The organism is Aromatoleum aromaticum EbN1, from assembly GCF_000025965.1.
In the GTDB taxonomy this organism is placed as follows: domain Bacteria; phylum Pseudomonadota; class Gammaproteobacteria; order Burkholderiales; family Rhodocyclaceae; genus Aromatoleum; species Aromatoleum aromaticum.
Map to the genome: position 1 here is coordinate 1692955 of NC_006513.1, position 14806 is coordinate 1707760.

Below are 14806 nucleotides of genomic sequence, written 5' to 3' on the forward strand. Positions count from 1 at the left end.
AATTGTTCAGGGGACGGGATCATACCCGCCGGGATGGAATGGGTGGCAACGGCCCACCCGCTTGAGCGCAAGCCAGCCGCCACGCATCGCGCCGTGGCGCTCGACAGCTTCCTGCGCGTACTCCGAGCAGCAGGGATGAAAGCGGCAATTACGGCCCAGCATGGGGCTGATCGCGTACCGGTACACACGCAGCAGACCGAGCACCAGCGCTTTCATCATTCGCGAAACCGCCCGAGCAGATTCACGACATCGTCGTTGATCATCGCGCGCGTCGCCATCTTCACCGGCACATGCAGGCGCACGACGAGATCGTGGTGCGCAAGCGCCGGCCGCGCCTTGCGGAACTGTTCGCGCACGATGCGTTTCAGCAGATTGCGCACGTTGGCCCGTTTCGCGAGCTTCTTCGCGATGACAACTCCAAGGCGCGCCGTCCCGAGTTCGTTGGGGCGATAGTGGGCAATGAAAAACCGCCCCTTGAACGCCCGCCGAAAAGCAAAAACGGATGAGTACTCATCCGTTTTTCGTAACCTGTAGGCGTCGAGGAATCGCTGGTCAACGCCCGGCCGGCTGCTCACCTCAAACGGCGAGACGGTGACGGCCCTTTGCACGACGGGCGCGGATCACTGCGCGACCGCCACGGGTCTTCATGCGGACCAGGAATCCATGGGTGCGCTTGCGACGGACGACGGAAGGCTGATAGGTGCGTTTCATTTCGGTCTGCCAGTATTTGGGTCAAACGCGAGATTTAATTGGATAATGCACTGTTTGTCAAGCACAATTTTTGCCCCGACCTGTGGATAACTTTTGCGGCGGGGGGTAGAATCCGCGTTTCCGCTTTCGGTCGATCACAGAGCAGGAGCAGCGTCGCTGCACCGCGCTCTGCATCACTTCCGCGAAAGCGTCCCTATAACCCACATCAAGCTGCCGCCGTCTTTTCGCCGCCTTGGTGAACAGTGGAGAGGGTACGCTTTGAAAACCGTGCCGCAAGTCCAAACCGTCGAACCCGTGAGCCAAGATCTCTGGTCCTTCTGCCTGTCGCGCCTGGAGCACGAACTGCCGCCGCAGCAGTTCAACACGTGGATCAAGACGCTGCAAGCCGATGAGGAAAAGGCCGGCGCCAGCGTCGCGTTGCGCCTGGTCGCCCCGAGCCGCTTCGTGCTGCAGTGGGTGCGGGAGCGCTACCTGCGCCGGATCGGCGAACTCGGCGCCGAATTCCACGGCGCCCCGATCGAAATCGAACTCGTGCTGCCCGCTGCCGGCGCGGCCCGCCCGGCCGCGCGCCCCGTCATCGGCAGCGGGCCCGTCGCTGGCCCGGCCCCTGCCCCAACCCCCTCCCAGGCACCTGCAGCCACAGCTGCCGCCCCGGCCGTCGTCACGCGCCCGGCCGAACCCGAATCCTCCATCGTCACCGCGTCGGACCTCGCCTACGAGAAGACGCGCCTGAATGCCGACTTCACGTTCGACACGCTGGTCACCGGGCGCGCCAACGACCTCGCGCGCGCGGCCGCAATGCAAGTCGCGCAGAACCCCGGCACGTCGTACAACCCGCTGTTCGTCTATGGCGGCGTCGGCCTCGGCAAGACCCACCTCGTGCACGCGATCGGCAATGCAGTGTACCGTCACAACCCGCGCGCGGTGATCCGCTACGTGCACGTCGAGGACTACTACGCCGACGTCGTGCGCGCGTACCAGCAGAAAAGCTTCGACGCCTTCAAGCGCTATTACCGCTCGCTCGACCTCCTGCTGATCGACGACATCCAGTTCTTCAACAACAAGAACCGCACGCAGGAAGAGTTCTTCCACGCGTTCAATGCGCTGACCGAGGCACGCAAGCAGATCGTCATCACCTGTGACACCTACCCCAAGGATATCCAGGGCCTCGAGGACCGGCTGATCTCGCGCTTCGACTGGGGCCTCACCGTGCAGATCGAGCCGCCGGAGCTCGAGATGCGCGTCGCGATCCTGCAGAAGAAAGCCGAGGCGCTGCGCGTCGATCTCCACGACGACGTCGCCTTCCTGATCGCGAAGAACCTGCGCTCGAACGTGCGCGAGCTCGAAGGCGCGCTGAACAAGGTCGTCGCCTTCGCGCGCTTCCACGGCCGCGGCATCACGCTCGAAGTCGCGAAGGACGCGCTGAAGGATCTCCTGAACGCGCACAACCGCCAGCTCACCATCGAGCACATCCAGAAGACCGTCGCCGACTACTACAAGATCAAGGTCGCCGACATGCACTCGAAAAAGCGCACGCGCGTCATCGCCCGGCCGCGTCAGGTCGCGATGTGGCTCGCGAAAGACCTCACGCCGATGTCGCTGCCGGCGATCGGCGAGGCATTCGGCGGGCGCGACCACACCACCGTGATGCACGCGTGCCGCACGATCGCCGAGCTGCGCCTTGGCGATCACCAGTTGAACCACGACGTCCACGTGCTCACCCAGGTTCTCAGGGGATGAGCACCGCAGCCCCAGCCCTTTTGATTGCGCTTCGCGCCAAGCCCGGAACCACCTAATCCAAACCGGAAAGACTCTGACGCCATGCTTCTGCTCACCACCACCCGCGACGCGCTCCTCGCCCCGCTGCAGTCGGTCGCCGGCATCGTCGAAAAACGCCACACCCTGCCGATCCTGTCGAACGTGCTGATCGAGAAGCACGGCGACCAACTGACGCTGCTCGCGACCGACATCGAGATCCAGATCCGCACCACCACGGCCGGACACATCGGCGGCGAGGACGCATCGATCACCGTCGCTGCGAGGAAGCTGCAGGACATCCTGCGCGCAGTGCCCGAAGGCGACGTGACGGTCATGCTGGACGACAAGCGCCTGACCGTGAAAGCGGGGCGCAGCCGCTTCGCGCTGCAGACGTTGCCGGCCGCCGACTACCCGCGCATGAACCCGCCCGACGGCGACGCGACGCACTTCTCGGTGAGCCAGAAAAGCTTCAAGCGCCAGCTCGCCCAGGTCGCCTACGCGATGGCGCAGCAGGACATCCGTTATTACCTCAACGGCCTGCTGCTGATCGCCAGCGGCAGCGAGCTGCGCATGGTGGCGACCGACGGCCACCGCCTGGCGTTCGCGTCGAACCCGCTCGCTGGCGACGTCCCGCATACGGAAGTGATCCTGCCGCGCAAGACCGTCATGGAGCTTGCCCGCCAGCTCGCCGACAGCGAGGATCCGCTCGAAGTGATCCTCGCCGGCAACCAGGTCGTGTTCCGCTTCGGCCCGATCGAACTGGTGTCGAAGCTGATCGACGGCAAGTTCCCCGACTACGAGCGCGTGATCCCGCAGAACCACCCGAAGCTGCTGACTTTCGAGCGCATGCCGCTGCTGGCGACGCTGTCGCGCGTCGCGATCCTGACCAACGAGAAGTTCCGCGGCGTGCGCCTCGTGCTCGGCGACGGCAGCCTGAAGATCGTCAGCACGAACGCTGAACAGGAAGAAGCCCTCGAAGAGCTCGAAGTCGATTACCACGACGACCCGCTCGACATCGGCTTCAACGTCACCTATCTGCTCGACGTGCTGAATAACGTTACCAGCGACACGATCGAATGGCGCTTCAACGACGGCAACTCGAGCGCGCTCGTGACGCTGCCCGGCAACGCCACGTTCAAGTACGTCGTCATGCCGATGCGGATCTGACCGACGCGGCGCACCGCCGCCGCAGGCTTTTCGCCCCTGTGCAGCCGGGGGCGCGTTCTTTGATGAATCACTGAGATGACCATGTCCGAATCGCAAGTCCTACCGCACACTCCCGAACCCGACGCCTACGACGAATCCAGCATCCAGCAGCTCGAAGGGCTGGAAGCGGTGAGGAAGCGTCCCGGCATGTACATCGGCGACACTTCCGACGGCACCGGCCTGCACCACATGGTGTTCGAAGTCGTCGATAACGCCATCGACGAGGCGCTGGCCGGGCACTGCGACGACATCGTCATCACGATCCACGCCGACAACTCGATCTCGGTGGCCGACAACGGCCGCGGCATCCCGGTCGGCGTGAAGATGGACGACAAGCACGAGCCGAAGCGCTCGGCGGCCGAGATCGTCATGTGCGTGCTGCATGCAGGCGGCAAGTTCAACCAGAACAGCTACAAGGTGTCGGGCGGCCTGCACGGCGTGGGCGTGTCGTGCGTCAACGCGCTGTCGAAGTGGCTGCACCTTACCGTCGCCCGCGACGGCAAGAAACACTTCATCGAGTTCCACCACGGTGTGCCGCAGAACCGCGTCATCGAGCTCGTCGACGGCGTCGAGGTGAGCCCGATGCGCATCACCGGCGAGACCACCAAGCGCGGCACGCGCGTGCATTACCTCGCCGACGAGGAGATCTTCGGCACCGTCGAATACCACTACGAGATCCTCGCCAAGCGCCTGCGCGAGCTGTCGTTCCTCAACAACGGCGTCAAGATCCGCCTCGTCGACCAACGCAGCGGCAAGGAAGAGGACTTCGCCTTCGCCGGCGGCGTCAAAGGTTTCGTCGAATACATCAACCGCACGAAGAGCGTGCTGCATCCGACGGTGTTCTACGCTGCGGGCACGACGCGCATCCCGACCGGCCACGGCCACGACGCCGAGCTCGGTGTCGAAGTCGCGATGCAGTGGAACGACAGCTACGCCGAACAGGTGCTGTGCTACACCAACAACATTCCGCAGGCCGACGGCGGCACTCACCTCACCGGCCTGCGGGCGGCGATGACGCGCATCATCAACAAGTACATCGAAGAACACGAGATCGCGAAGAAAGCGAAAGTCGACATCACCGGCGACGACATGCGCGAAGGCCTCGCGTGCGTGCTGTCGGTGAAAATGCCCGACCCGAAGTTCGCCAGCCAGACCAAGATGAAGCTGGTCTCGTCCGAGGCCCGTCCCGCGGTCGAGGAAGTCGTCGCCAACAAGCTCACCGACTTCCTGCAGGAAAACCCGCTCGACGCAAAAACAATCTGCGCGAAGATTGTCGAAGCCGCGCGCGCCCGCGACGCCGCGCGCAAGGCGCGCGAAATGACACGCCGCAAAGGCCTGCTGGACGGCGTGGGGCTACCCGGCAAGCTCGCCGACTGCCAGGAAAAAGACCCGGCGCTGTGCGAGATCTACCTCGTCGAGGGCGACTCCGCAGGCGGCTCGGCGAAGCAGGGCCGCGACCGCAAGTTCCAGGCGATCCTGCCGTTGAAGGGCAAGATCCTCAACGTCGAGAAGGCGCGCTTCGACAAGCTGCTGCAGAGCCAGGAGATCGCGACGATGATCACCGCGCTCGGCACCGGCATCGGCAAGGACGACTACAAGCCCGAGAAGCTGCGCTACCACCGCATCATCATCATGACCGACGCGGACGTCGACGGCGCACACATCCGCACGCTGCTCCTGACCTTCTTCTACCGCCAGATGCCCGAGCTCGTCGAGCGTGGTCACATCTACATCGCGCAGCCGCCGCTATACAAGATCAAGCACGGCAAGAACGAGATGTACATCAAGGACGAGAACGCGCTGAACCAGCACCTCCTGAAGCTCGCGCTCGACGGCGCGGTGCTGCTGCCGCGCGAAGGTGCCGCACCGATCGCCGACGAAGCCCTCGGCGGCCTCGCGCGCAGCTACCTGCTCGCCGAAGCCGTCATCAACCGCCTCGCCGGCTACGTCGACCCGGCAGTGCTGCACGCGATGCTCGCGCAGAACCTCGCCGTCAACCTCGACGACGAAGCCGCCGCCCGCGACTCGGCCGCTCGCATCCAGCCGCACCTGCCCGCTAGCGTGACGATCCGTCCCGAATACCACGACGAAGCCGAGAGCTGGCGCCTCGCGATCGAGCGCATGCATCACGGCAACCTGCGCCTCGCGTGGATCGACGAGGAATTTCTCATCACCGGCGACTACCGCAGCATCCGCACCGCCGCCGAAGCGATCTCCGACCTCATCGGCGTCGGCGCCGAGATCCGCCGCGGCGAAAAAAGCCACCCGATCACGCGCTTCTCGGAAGCGATCCGCTGGCTCCTCGGTGAAGTCGAACGCGGCCTGACGAAGCAGCGCTACAAGGGCCTCGGCGAAATGAACCCCGAGCAGCTGTGGGAAACGACGATGGACCCGGCCGTGCGCCGCCTGCTCAAAGTCCAGATCGACGACGCGATCGCCGCCGACGAGATCTTCACGACGCTGATGGGCGACAACGTCGAGCCGCGAAGAGCGTTCATCGAAGGGAATGCGCTGTATGCGAGGAACATCGACGTGTGATGCGCCAGGTTGATGAAAAACCGGTGACAAATGTAATGAAAAAAGCTCCCGCGGGAGCTTTTTTCATGGCTGCCTCGCACGTTTTCAAGGTCCGCCCCGATTTCGGCCGTAACGGCAACCGGGGGCGAGTTGCCTGAGCGGGGGCTCGTTCGGCAAACTGCCGATCCAACTCCCGGCGCGCTCACATCAATCGCAGAACGGTCGCGCCACGACGCGACAATCATCTCAAGGAACCGAAACCCAGCCTTCAAGCGCCTGGTGGGCCGCCTCGTCCAGGGTCTTGGGGCCGAAAGGATCGCCGTAGTTGCGATCCTGTTGGTCCTCCAACATCTGACCGAGCGTGCCGAGTCGGTTGGAATAGTCCCATATGCCGCCGCGCACGGCGCTCATCCTCTTGGCGTCAAGCGTTTCGGTGGCGGGCAAATCGTGGATAGTGAGGTGGGCCATGGCGGTCTCCTGAAGAGTGCGTCGCGTTTCGGTAGTGAGCCGGATGCTGCGCTCGCTACTCCTGCTGCAGAAAGCGGGCCAGGTGTTGGCCTAAGCACTGTGAAGTCAGCCTAATCCATTGAAAAACAAATAATTTTAGCCGATCCGATGGCGGTTGAAGGCGATGACGGCACCGCTGCCGGAGCCCAACGGTGGGGTAATGCCGAACAGGTTGACGAGCGGTGTCGGGTCTGCACAATCACAGTCGAAAAACAGCAGTCCGATATCCCCCAATACCTGAGCCGGCCCCTCAATACTGTTTTTCGAGCAACTGAAATGTGCGAGACGCTCTGGCGACTCTTGTGGCCGATCCAGCCATGGCTCGTAACCCTAACTGGATAAAACCGCCACGTTGGCCCGCGCCCTGTGCAGTTTTTCGTAGCTATCGATCAGACGCTGGTGCCGATCGAGCCCTTCCAGTTTCGTGCTCGTTGGCGTCAAGCCGAAGAAGCGCACGCTGCCATCCACCGACCCCATCACCGCATCCATCCGCGGGTTGCCGAACATCCGGCGGAAATTGACCACGTAATCGTCCAGTTCCAGGTCATCGTCCAGCAGCACCTCCAGCACCCCGTTCAAGGCCTGATAGAACAATCCGCGCTCGACCGTGTTCTCGTTATATTGCAGGAAGGTTTTCACCAGTTCGTGTGCCGCTTCAAACTGCCGCAAAGCAAGGTTGATCAGCAGCTTCAACTCGAGAATCGTTAACTGACCCCACGCCGTATTCTCGTCAAATTCGATGCCAATCAAGCTGATGATGTCGATGTAATCATCCAGCTCACTGTCTTCCAGACGTTCGAGCAGTGCCTGCAGGCTGGCATCGTCGAGGCGGTGCAAGTTGAGGATATCGTCGCGGAACGCCAGCGCTTTGTTGGTGTTATCCCAGATCAAGTCTTCCACCGGATAGATTTCCGAATACCCCGGCACCAGGATGCGGCAGGCCGTTGTGCCGAGCTGGTCATAGACCGCCATGTACGCTTCCTTGCCCATGTCTTCGAGAATGCCGAACAAGGTGGCGGCTTCGTCGGCATTGGAGTTTTCACCTTGGCCCGAGAAGTCCCACTCGACAAAATCGAAATCGGCTTTGGCGCTGAAAAAGCGCCATGACACCACCCCGCTGGAATCGATAAAGTGTTCGACAAAATTATTCGGCTCGGTGACAGCGTTGCTTTCAAAAGTGGGCCGGGGCAAATCGTTCAGGCCTTCAAAACTGCGCCCCTGCAGCAACTCGGTCAGACTGCGTTCCAGCGCCACTTCCAGGCTCGGGTGCGCCCCGAACGACGCAAACACACCGCCGGTACGCGGGTTCATCAAAGTGACGCACATCACCGGAAATTCCCCGCCCAGCGACGCATCCTTGACCAGCACCGGAAAGCCCTGGTCTTCCAACGCCTGAATGCCGGCTTGAATGCCGGGATATTTCGCCAGCACTTCGTGCGGCACATCCGGCAGCGCGATTTCACCTTCCAGGATTTCGCGCTTGACCGCGCGTTCGAAAATTTCCGACAGACATTGCACCTGTGCTTCGGCCAAGGTATTGCCGGCACTCATGCCATTGCTGAGGAACAGGTTGTCGATCAGGTTGGTCGGGAAATACACCACTTCGCCGTCCGACTGGCGCACATAGGGCAGCGCACAGATGCCGCGCTGGATATTGCCGGAATTGGTGTCGTAGAGATGCGAGCCGCGCAACTCGCCATCGGCGTTGTAAATTTCCAGGCAGTATTCGTCGAGAATCCCGGTCGGCAGCGCATCTTTCCGGCCCGGCTTGAACCAGCGCTCGTGCGGGTAATGCACGAACGCCGCGTTGGCAATGTCTTCGCCCCAGAACTGGTCGTTATAGAAGTGATTGCAATTCGCCCGCTCGATAAACTCGCCCAGCGCCGACGCCAGCGCGCTTTCCTTGGTCGCGCCCTTGCCGTTGGTAAAGCACATCGGCGAATGCGCATCGCGGATATGCAGCGACCAGACGTTGGGCACCAGATTGCGCCACGAAGCGATTTCGATCTTCATGCCCAGGCCCGCCAAGACGCCGGACATGTTGGCGATGGTTTGCTCCAGCGGCAGATCCTTGCCGGCGATATAGGTGCTGGCTTCCGACGCCGGATTCAACATCAGCAAGGCCTGAGCATCGGCATCCAGATTTTCCACCTCCTCGATCACGAACTCGGGCCCGGTTTGCACCACCTTTTTCACGGTACACCGGTCGATGGAGCGCAGAATGCCCTGCCGGTCCTTGTCGGAGATATCCGCCGGCAACTCGACCTGGATCTTGAAAATCTGCTGGTAGCGGTTTTCGGGATCGACAATATTGTTCTGCGACAGGCGGATGTTTTCGGTAGGAATATTGCGCGTGTCGCAGTACAGCTTCACAAAGTAAGCCGCGCACAAAGCCGATGAAGCCAGAAAGTAATCGAACGGACCAGGCGCCGAGCCGTCGCCCTTATAGCGGACGGGCTGGTCGGCGATTACCGTGAAGTCATCGAACTTGGCCTCAAGACGAAGCTTGTCGAGAAAGTTGACCTTGATTTCCATGCGGGAATCCCAAAATAGCGTTCAAAACGAATTGGCCGCTATTATAGGATTTTCCCAGTGGAAAAACCGTGCTTCTCAGCAGGTCCGGCTCCGGGATGCTGGCGCCGCCAACCGCATGCACGGCGCGACGAACGTTTCAAGAATCAGCCCCACCCAAGCCCGACCCGCTTTACGAAGGCGCATCCGAAGAAACCCGCCAGAGGGGTGCCTACAGGTCCGCCGACGTAGAGCCAGTTCACACAGCTGGACGTCAGCTGCCTACCAACCTGCGCAGATTGAGCGGCGGCAGTGCCGACACCTGCCGCTCGGCGCTCGCCGCCGTCGAACGGCTGGCCTCTGCGCTCATCGAATTGGTGGTATCGACCCGTTGCTGCCCCTGGGCTCGCCCTCTGGGTCAAGATAGTTGTCGCCTCGATAGAATCCGAAACCCGAGGGCGATAACGGAAGAACGAAGTGGCCAGATACGGACAAGCATTCAAGGACAAGGCGGTAGCACGGTTGTTGCCACCGGAGAGCGCATCGGTGGAGACGGTTTCCCGCGAACTGAGCATTTCAACGGCCACGCTGGAGCGGTGGCGCGCGGATGCGCTGTCCAGGCCCGCTCGCGAGCGGGCCTGGACAGCGCCGGCCCGATTCGAGGCAGTGCTGGTCACCGCAGCGATGGACGAGGCGAGCAAGAGCGCCTGGTGCCGGGAGAACGGCGTGTATCCGCAGGAGCTCGAGCAATGGCGCACGGCGGCCACACAGGCGCTGGCCGACCCCGAAGACGCGGCGCGCACCAGCCACCGGGAACAGAAGGCCGACCGGCGTCGCATCAAGGACCTCGAGCGCGACCTGCGCCGCAAGGAGAAGGCCTTGGCCGAAGCCGCCGCGCTGCTGGTGCTGTCAAAAAAGCTCGAGGTGATCTTTCCAACGGACAAGGACGAGGACGCATGATCGGCCTGGAAGATCGCCAAACGATGGTCCGCCACATCGAGACTGCTCACGCAGCCGGTGCGCGCTTGCGCCCGGCGTGTGAGCTCGCTGGCATCACCGTGCGTACCCTGCAACGCTGGAAGGCCGAGGACGGCCTGCAGGTCGGAGACCGCCGGCCTCTGGCCGAGCGCCCGACGCCCGCGCATGCGCTCACCGACGAGGAGCGCGCCCGCGTCCTGGCGGTGGCCAACGAGCCGCGTTTCGCCGATCAGCCGCCGGCGCGCATCGTGCCGGCGCTGGCCGACGAAGGCGTCTATATCGCCAGCGAATCGAGCTTCCAGCGCGTGCTGCGCGCCCACGGGCAAACTCGTCACCGGGGTCGCGCCCGGGCGCCCCAGCGCTCGCGCACGCCGACCACGCATGTGGCCACCGCGCCCGGCCAGGTCTGGTGCTGGGACATGACCTATCTGCCCACGCAGGTGCAGGGGCGCTGGTTCTATCTCTACCTGATCCAGGACCTCTACAGCCGCAAGATCGTCGGCTGGGAGATCCACGACGCCGATGACGCTGACCATGCGGTGAGCCTGCTCAAGCGCACCGCGCTCTCCGAAGGCGTCCACGCGATGATCGACAAACCCGTGCTTCACGGCGACAACGGCAGCACGCTCAAAGCCACCACGGTGCTCGCGATGCTGCACTGGCTGGGCGTCAAACCGTCGTACTCGCGCCCGCGCGTCTCCGACGACAACGCCTACGTGGAGTCGCTCTTCAAGACGGCGAAGTACCGCCCCGAATTCCCGGCGCGCGGCTTCGCCACCCTGGAAGACGCCCGCCTCTGGGGACACGACTTCGTGCGCTGGTACAACTTCGAGCACCGCCACAGCGGCATCCGCTACGTCACGCCGGCGCAGCGACACGCGCTGGAGGATCGGGCGATCCTGGCTGCACGCCATCAGACGTATCTCCAGGCCCGCGAGCGCCACCCCGCACGCTGGTCCCGTGGGACACGCGACTGGACCCCGATCGGCGCGGTCACGCTCAATCCGGAGCGCGACGCGGTCGTACGCGACCACTTGCATGCTGAAGACATAGGGCGGTTGGTTGCATGAATCAGGCGACAACTATCTTGACTTGTTCCGCTCGGTTCGGAGCAGACGTTCAACTGTGGATTCCAGGTGTCCCCCCAAGCCATAGGAACCGCCCGGTCCGCTGCAAGCAGTTGTTAGGCACGTTGTATCAGCAATCATCTCACCTGGTTGGAAACCGCATTAATTTGGCCGCCCTAACGAACGAATAGATCAAGCTCGCTGTGGCGCAATGAGCAATACATCGACGAGCAACTTGAGTTTTGTGCGTTCGCGAAAGAGACAAGTCTTGCGCAAAACGCTTCGCGCTTTAACTCCTTATACGTCACCGCTTTTTTGCCCAAGCTGAAGGTATATTAGAATGGTAAGAAATAACAGGCCGATACCCCAAATTGGAGCCAATAATATCGAAACAATGTATACGAGTTTCTTTTGTCCGCCGGTCATTCGTCTGTACCAGTTTTGCATCGACAAATCTCCTTGTTAGCTGAAGCTTACAAAAAATATCGCGTTTGCCAGCGTCTCAACTCAGACTGAAAGTCGGAAAATAACCTCGCCGTCGACAATGCACTCTCCATCTACAAATTCCCCAATTAAAATGCATTGACCTTTATTGAATATTTTCAAATCGGAAGTGGTGTAATTTGCCGGCGCAAACACTTCATTATCCGAGATCCAATAAACGATATTACCGTTGCACTTGATCGTAGCCCCGTCAAACGCCCCAATTTCAAGTCCATTAGGATCCAGTACTCTTTTCAAAACTTTCTCCATATTGTGTTGTAGCTTACAGCGTCAACTGCATGAGTATCGAGCGTAAATGCCACGCGGTCTAGCAATTGTATTACGTAATCTTCCTGTTTTGGACCCACAATATCTCACGGCAAATAACGCTGCGGATCTTGCCAAGGCTGATGGCCTTTAACAAATTGTTCTTGGAAACGCGGTACTTTTCAAGATACCGGATAGCCTTTATTGGGTTTCCGAGGTATTCAATTTCTTCCTCGGACAGACCGCACGCGGCTGCCTCGTTTTTCGGATCGGACAACAGGGCTCGTTGTCGCGTAGTTTCTGAAATCAGTTCGTTACGCAATTGCGTGAAGCGCATCTTTACGTAAAGAGCTTTGGCTCTGGCTTCGTCCCAATCGCTGTCTGATAGAGCCTTCGTCCACAAACCTTGTTTAACCGCTGAATTTACTAGTTCGGCAGCGACGAATTCATAAAGGGCTTCATCGGTCGCATTTGGAGTGGAGCCGCGCTCTCTCAAGAAAGCCAGTATGTCCATCTATTGATCCTAAGTGATGCTAGGGGCTGACTACCTAACGGTCCGCTGCAAGCAGTGGTTGGGCAGCACCTCATCGACCCAATCCCTCCGGTCGAATCCTTTTCATCAGTTCTTCCTTTTCCACTCTACACGTTACAGTCAACTCATCATATGGATCCTCGCCCTCCTGGGAGGGATGCAGCGCAATTCTCACGGGGAGCGTCGGCAGCCATTCTCTAGCCCCCTCTTCTGGGGAAACCGTGATCACTACACCATCGCGCCTGGCAGAGAACCGAAAGAAGTTCTTTCGTTCTCCTCCGATGAAATCAAAAGCGGTAATTGTTGCAGTGTCACCGCTGACTTTTCCTTCTAGCATTAGGTAGTCAAACATGGGAACTAAGCGGCATATTGATTTCATCGCGATTTCACCGCCAATCCTGCCGTGCTCCGCTAGGAGGTGAACCTTGATATCGACATCGGAAAGCTTCATGTCTTCAAAATCAACATAACCCTCAGGATTGGCGGACCAAAGTCCCTCCCATGCCTGATCTTCGTAGTACCACGCCAGGAATTTGCCGGATACGCGCGCAAATTCAGAGGGAAGTTTCTCAGCGTTCGTAAGCAACATAGGGCCATTTGCGAGTGAACCGTACAACCCTGCGCCAACAAGAGTAATCAAGAACCACACGCGCCGGTACCAAGGCAGTCTAGCCTGAGTACTGGATGTGGCTACAGGCCCTTTGGCAGACGGCAGCCTTTTCTTTCGTGCCATATTACAATTTCGTCAGACGCTAAGAAGCCCAACGTGACGCTTCAGCGGACGGCAAAATGCGCAGCATTTTGACGGTCCGCTGTAAGCAGTTGGTAGGCAATTTTCTGGTGAAATGCGGGATGTAAATATAAATGTTTACTTTAAATTCACACGAAGGAATTCAACTATTGCTCTCCCGCCTTTCACGTCAGAGGTGCTGCTACGCCGCCTTCTCACTTCTTCAGGAGGCATACTTCCTTTTGTCTCGCCCCAAGAGCTCCATATTCCATCTTTTGGCTTGCCTACAAAAAATTCGCAACTTTCCTGGAGGCCATCGCCTCCACCTGAATAGAATCCGATTTTCTCCCATTTGCATTCTTGGAGGACTACTGTATCCACCTCCTCAGGATGGAATGGAATGTGCTTCGGATTAACTTGATTCTCATATTCTTCGAACGGAATCGGTGATCCCGACTCGGCATCAATGACAAGGATTTTGCCTGTTACCGGCAGTCTGTTCTTCACTGTTTTGGCTTCCGCAAGATATTGAACACTCGCCGCGTTAAACGGAGCCAAGCGTTGCTCAATTCGTTCCTCTTTCTTATTTGTTTGATATATTGCAAACGCGATTAATAAAGCCACGGGAAGTAGTCTTAATATGAAATTCATGTCGAGTCTTCCTGTTAGGCGTCAATCGCCTTGGACATAATTTCCGCTTCGAGAGAAAGTAGCCGATTCTGAAGCGGTTGTTTGTTTGCAATGTGGTTATCGTCGTAGTATGTAAAGATGACGTCAGATACGTCGCCTAGATCGCCGATTGCAGCATTCACAACTGTGTCGATGTCAGGAATGTTCTCGTCCCACACGACGACATCGCACTCATAGTTGAAGTCCTTGAGCTCTCCGAAGGCTCGGCGCGTAACGTTGCTGCTTCCGATGATGCCCACGACAGGTTGGCCTGCGGCCTTTGCCAAAAACACCTTGGCGTGCCAGCCCATACTCGGAATTCGCTTTTTCACCGCAGTGAAGCACGCGCATGCGTTCTTCTCCTGAATTTGTGAAAAGAAGCTGGAATATTGAGCCTTCCAACTGTATGAGTACAGGCCAAGAGTAGTTAACTTCAGCGGCGCGCAGGAGCGGTGTGCTATGAGATCGAAGTCGGCACCCGTTGAGTACTTTGCGTCGTCTTGAAAGAAGCCGCTGCAAAGTAGCGCCTCGTCGACCATATCGGATCTGAGAGTGCCGAGTACCGTGCGACGAAACTTGTTCGTGCTGCCCGTGTTGCGGAGGAAGATTGCGATGCGGTGCATGATGCCTAACAGTTGAGTAGACGGAATCACGAACTTTGAAATAGGCAGGTTCCGCCTATTTGTGCTGGTCGGAACCTGCCAATTTTTGTACAGAATGCGACCGCTCCATGCGGGGTGCATCATAGCGACCGAAGGAAGGACAATAATCAAATTGTATTAAGACGTCAAAGAATTCCTGCACGGTATCGGGCTTTGCAAGGCGTTGTCTTAGCGACACAAATGAGCAGTTGGGCATGCGGAGACGTTG

The 14806-nt window shown here is 59.5% G+C and carries 14 protein-coding genes; 4 read left to right on the forward strand and 10 right to left on the reverse strand.

Translation table 11 applies throughout. The annotated features are described in order from the left end of the window. Nucleotides 1-6: 6 nt before the first annotated feature. From yidD to rpmH, 3 genes are read right to left on the reverse strand one after another with little or no spacing between them, the layout of a single operon-like run. Nucleotides 7-216 (reverse strand): membrane protein insertion efficiency factor YidD, encoded by a 210-nt coding sequence (gene yidD, locus EBN1_RS07990; RefSeq protein ID WP_011237434.1) that lies wholly within the window; start codon nucleotides 214-216, stop codon nucleotides 7-9. After that, a complete protein-coding gene (gene rnpA / locus EBN1_RS07995; protein ID WP_241762829.1) occupies nucleotides 216-608 on the reverse strand; it encodes a ribonuclease P protein component in 393 nt (130 codons plus the stop codon). The genes yidD and rnpA overlap by 1 nt, the downstream gene beginning before the upstream one ends. Continuing rightward, complete coding sequence (gene rpmH, locus EBN1_RS08000; protein WP_002926183.1) at nucleotides 577-711, reverse strand: 50S ribosomal protein L34; 135 nt, start codon at nucleotides 709-711, stop codon at nucleotides 577-579. Before rpmH ends, rnpA begins: the two co-directional genes overlap by 32 nt. A gap of 294 nt (nucleotides 712-1005) precedes the next feature. Here rpmH and dnaA point away from each other — a divergent pair, with 294 nt between their 5' ends. From dnaA to gyrB, 3 genes are all read left to right on the forward strand, one after another. Then, nucleotides 1006-2451 (forward strand): chromosomal replication initiator protein DnaA, encoded by a 1446-nt coding sequence (dnaA, locus tag EBN1_RS08005; RefSeq protein WP_011237436.1) that lies wholly within the window; start codon nucleotides 1006-1008, stop codon nucleotides 2449-2451. An 81-nt stretch (nucleotides 2452-2532) separates the two neighbouring features. Then, the gene (gene dnaN / locus EBN1_RS08010) at nucleotides 2533-3636 is read left to right on the forward strand and encodes a DNA polymerase III subunit beta (protein ID WP_011237437.1); all 1104 of its coding nucleotides are present in this window, start codon (nucleotides 2533-2535) and stop codon (nucleotides 3634-3636) included. 81 nt (nucleotides 3637-3717) lie between these two features. Continuing rightward, nucleotides 3718-6213 carry a DNA topoisomerase (ATP-hydrolyzing) subunit B gene (gyrB, locus tag EBN1_RS08015; RefSeq protein WP_011237438.1) on the forward strand — a complete coding sequence of 832 codons (2496 nt, stop codon included), beginning with the start codon at nucleotides 3718-3720 and terminating at the stop codon, nucleotides 6211-6213. Between the two features lie 225 nt (nucleotides 6214-6438). On the opposite strand, the gene EBN1_RS08020 is transcribed toward gyrB, so the two are convergent. Both EBN1_RS08020 and EBN1_RS08025 read right to left on the reverse strand, forming a co-directional pair. Further along, a complete protein-coding gene (locus EBN1_RS08020) occupies nucleotides 6439-6660 on the reverse strand; it encodes a hypothetical protein (RefSeq protein WP_041646018.1) in 222 nt (73 codons plus the stop codon). A gap of 369 nt (nucleotides 6661-7029) precedes the next feature. Next, entirely contained in the window at nucleotides 7030-9234 is a 2205-nt protein-coding gene (locus tag EBN1_RS08025; protein ID WP_011237441.1) for an OsmC domain/YcaO domain-containing protein, read from the reverse strand. 453 nt (nucleotides 9235-9687) lie between these two features. Here EBN1_RS08025 and EBN1_RS08030 point away from each other — a divergent pair. Further along, nucleotides 9688-11258 (forward strand): IS3-like element ISAzo10 family transposase gene (locus EBN1_RS08030; protein ID WP_085938654.1). Its coding sequence is split into 2 segments (ribosomal slippage): nucleotides 9688-10120 and nucleotides 10120-11258, totalling 1572 coding nucleotides; the frame shifts between segments, so codons are not numbered across the junction. A 504-nt stretch (nucleotides 11259-11762) separates the two neighbouring features. Here the strand turns inward: EBN1_RS08030 and EBN1_RS08035 are convergent. The 5 genes from EBN1_RS08035 to EBN1_RS08055 all read right to left on the reverse strand — a co-directional run bounded on the left by EBN1_RS08035 (nucleotide 11763) and on the right by EBN1_RS08055 (nucleotide 14559). Further along, nucleotides 11763-11996 (reverse strand): hypothetical protein, encoded by a 234-nt coding sequence (locus EBN1_RS08035; protein ID WP_011237447.1) that lies wholly within the window; start codon nucleotides 11994-11996, stop codon nucleotides 11763-11765. 82 nt (nucleotides 11997-12078) lie between these two features. Continuing rightward, nucleotides 12079-12519, reverse strand: coding sequence for a hypothetical protein (locus EBN1_RS08040; protein WP_011237448.1), 441 nt, complete (start codon nucleotides 12517-12519; stop codon nucleotides 12079-12081). Nucleotides 12520-12589: 70 nt separating this feature from the next. Further along, the gene (locus EBN1_RS08045) at nucleotides 12590-13270 is read right to left on the reverse strand and encodes a hypothetical protein (protein WP_011237449.1); all 681 of its coding nucleotides are present in this window, start codon (nucleotides 13268-13270) and stop codon (nucleotides 12590-12592) included. Nucleotides 13271-13405: 135 nt separating this feature from the next. Then, a complete protein-coding gene (locus EBN1_RS08050; protein ID WP_011237450.1) occupies nucleotides 13406-13918 on the reverse strand; it encodes a hypothetical protein in 513 nt (170 codons plus the stop codon). Nucleotides 13919-13932: 14 nt separating this feature from the next. Continuing rightward, nucleotides 13933-14559 carry a phospholipase D-like domain-containing protein gene (locus EBN1_RS08055; protein WP_011237451.1) on the reverse strand — a complete coding sequence of 209 codons (627 nt, stop codon included), beginning with the start codon at nucleotides 14557-14559 and terminating at the stop codon, nucleotides 13933-13935. Between the last annotated feature and the right edge of the window lie 247 nt (nucleotides 14560-14806).

Excerpts from the sequence above, each read along its gene's own strand:
- EBN1_RS08045 (WP_011237449.1), bottom strand. The coding sequence starts at position 13,270 with ATGGCACGAAAGAAAAGGCTGCCGTCTGCCAAAGGGCCTGTAGCCACA.
- EBN1_RS08025 (WP_011237441.1), bottom strand. The coding sequence starts at position 9,234 with ATGGAAATCAAGGTCAACTTTCTCGACAAGCTTCGTCTTGAGGCCAAG.
- EBN1_RS08050 (WP_011237450.1), bottom strand. The coding sequence starts at position 13,918 with ATGAATTTCATATTAAGACTACTTCCCGTGGCTTTATTAATCGCGTTT.
- EBN1_RS08020 (WP_041646018.1), bottom strand. The coding sequence starts at position 6,660 with ATGGCCCACCTCACTATCCACGATTTGCCCGCCACCGAAACGCTTGAC.
- rpmH (WP_002926183.1), bottom strand. The coding sequence starts at position 711 with ATGAAACGCACCTATCAGCCTTCCGTCGTCCGTCGCAAGCGCACCCAT.
- gyrB (WP_011237438.1), top strand. The coding sequence starts at position 3,718 with ATGTCCGAATCGCAAGTCCTACCGCACACTCCCGAACCCGACGCCTAC.
- dnaN (WP_011237437.1), top strand. The coding sequence starts at position 2,533 with ATGCTTCTGCTCACCACCACCCGCGACGCGCTCCTCGCCCCGCTGCAG.
- yidD (WP_011237434.1), bottom strand. The coding sequence starts at position 216 with ATGAAAGCGCTGGTGCTCGGTCTGCTGCGTGTGTACCGGTACGCGATC.
- EBN1_RS08055 (WP_011237451.1), bottom strand. The coding sequence starts at position 14,559 with ATGCACCGCATCGCAATCTTCCTCCGCAACACGGGCAGCACGAACAAG.
- EBN1_RS08040 (WP_011237448.1), bottom strand. The coding sequence starts at position 12,519 with ATGGACATACTGGCTTTCTTGAGAGAGCGCGGCTCCACTCCAAATGCG.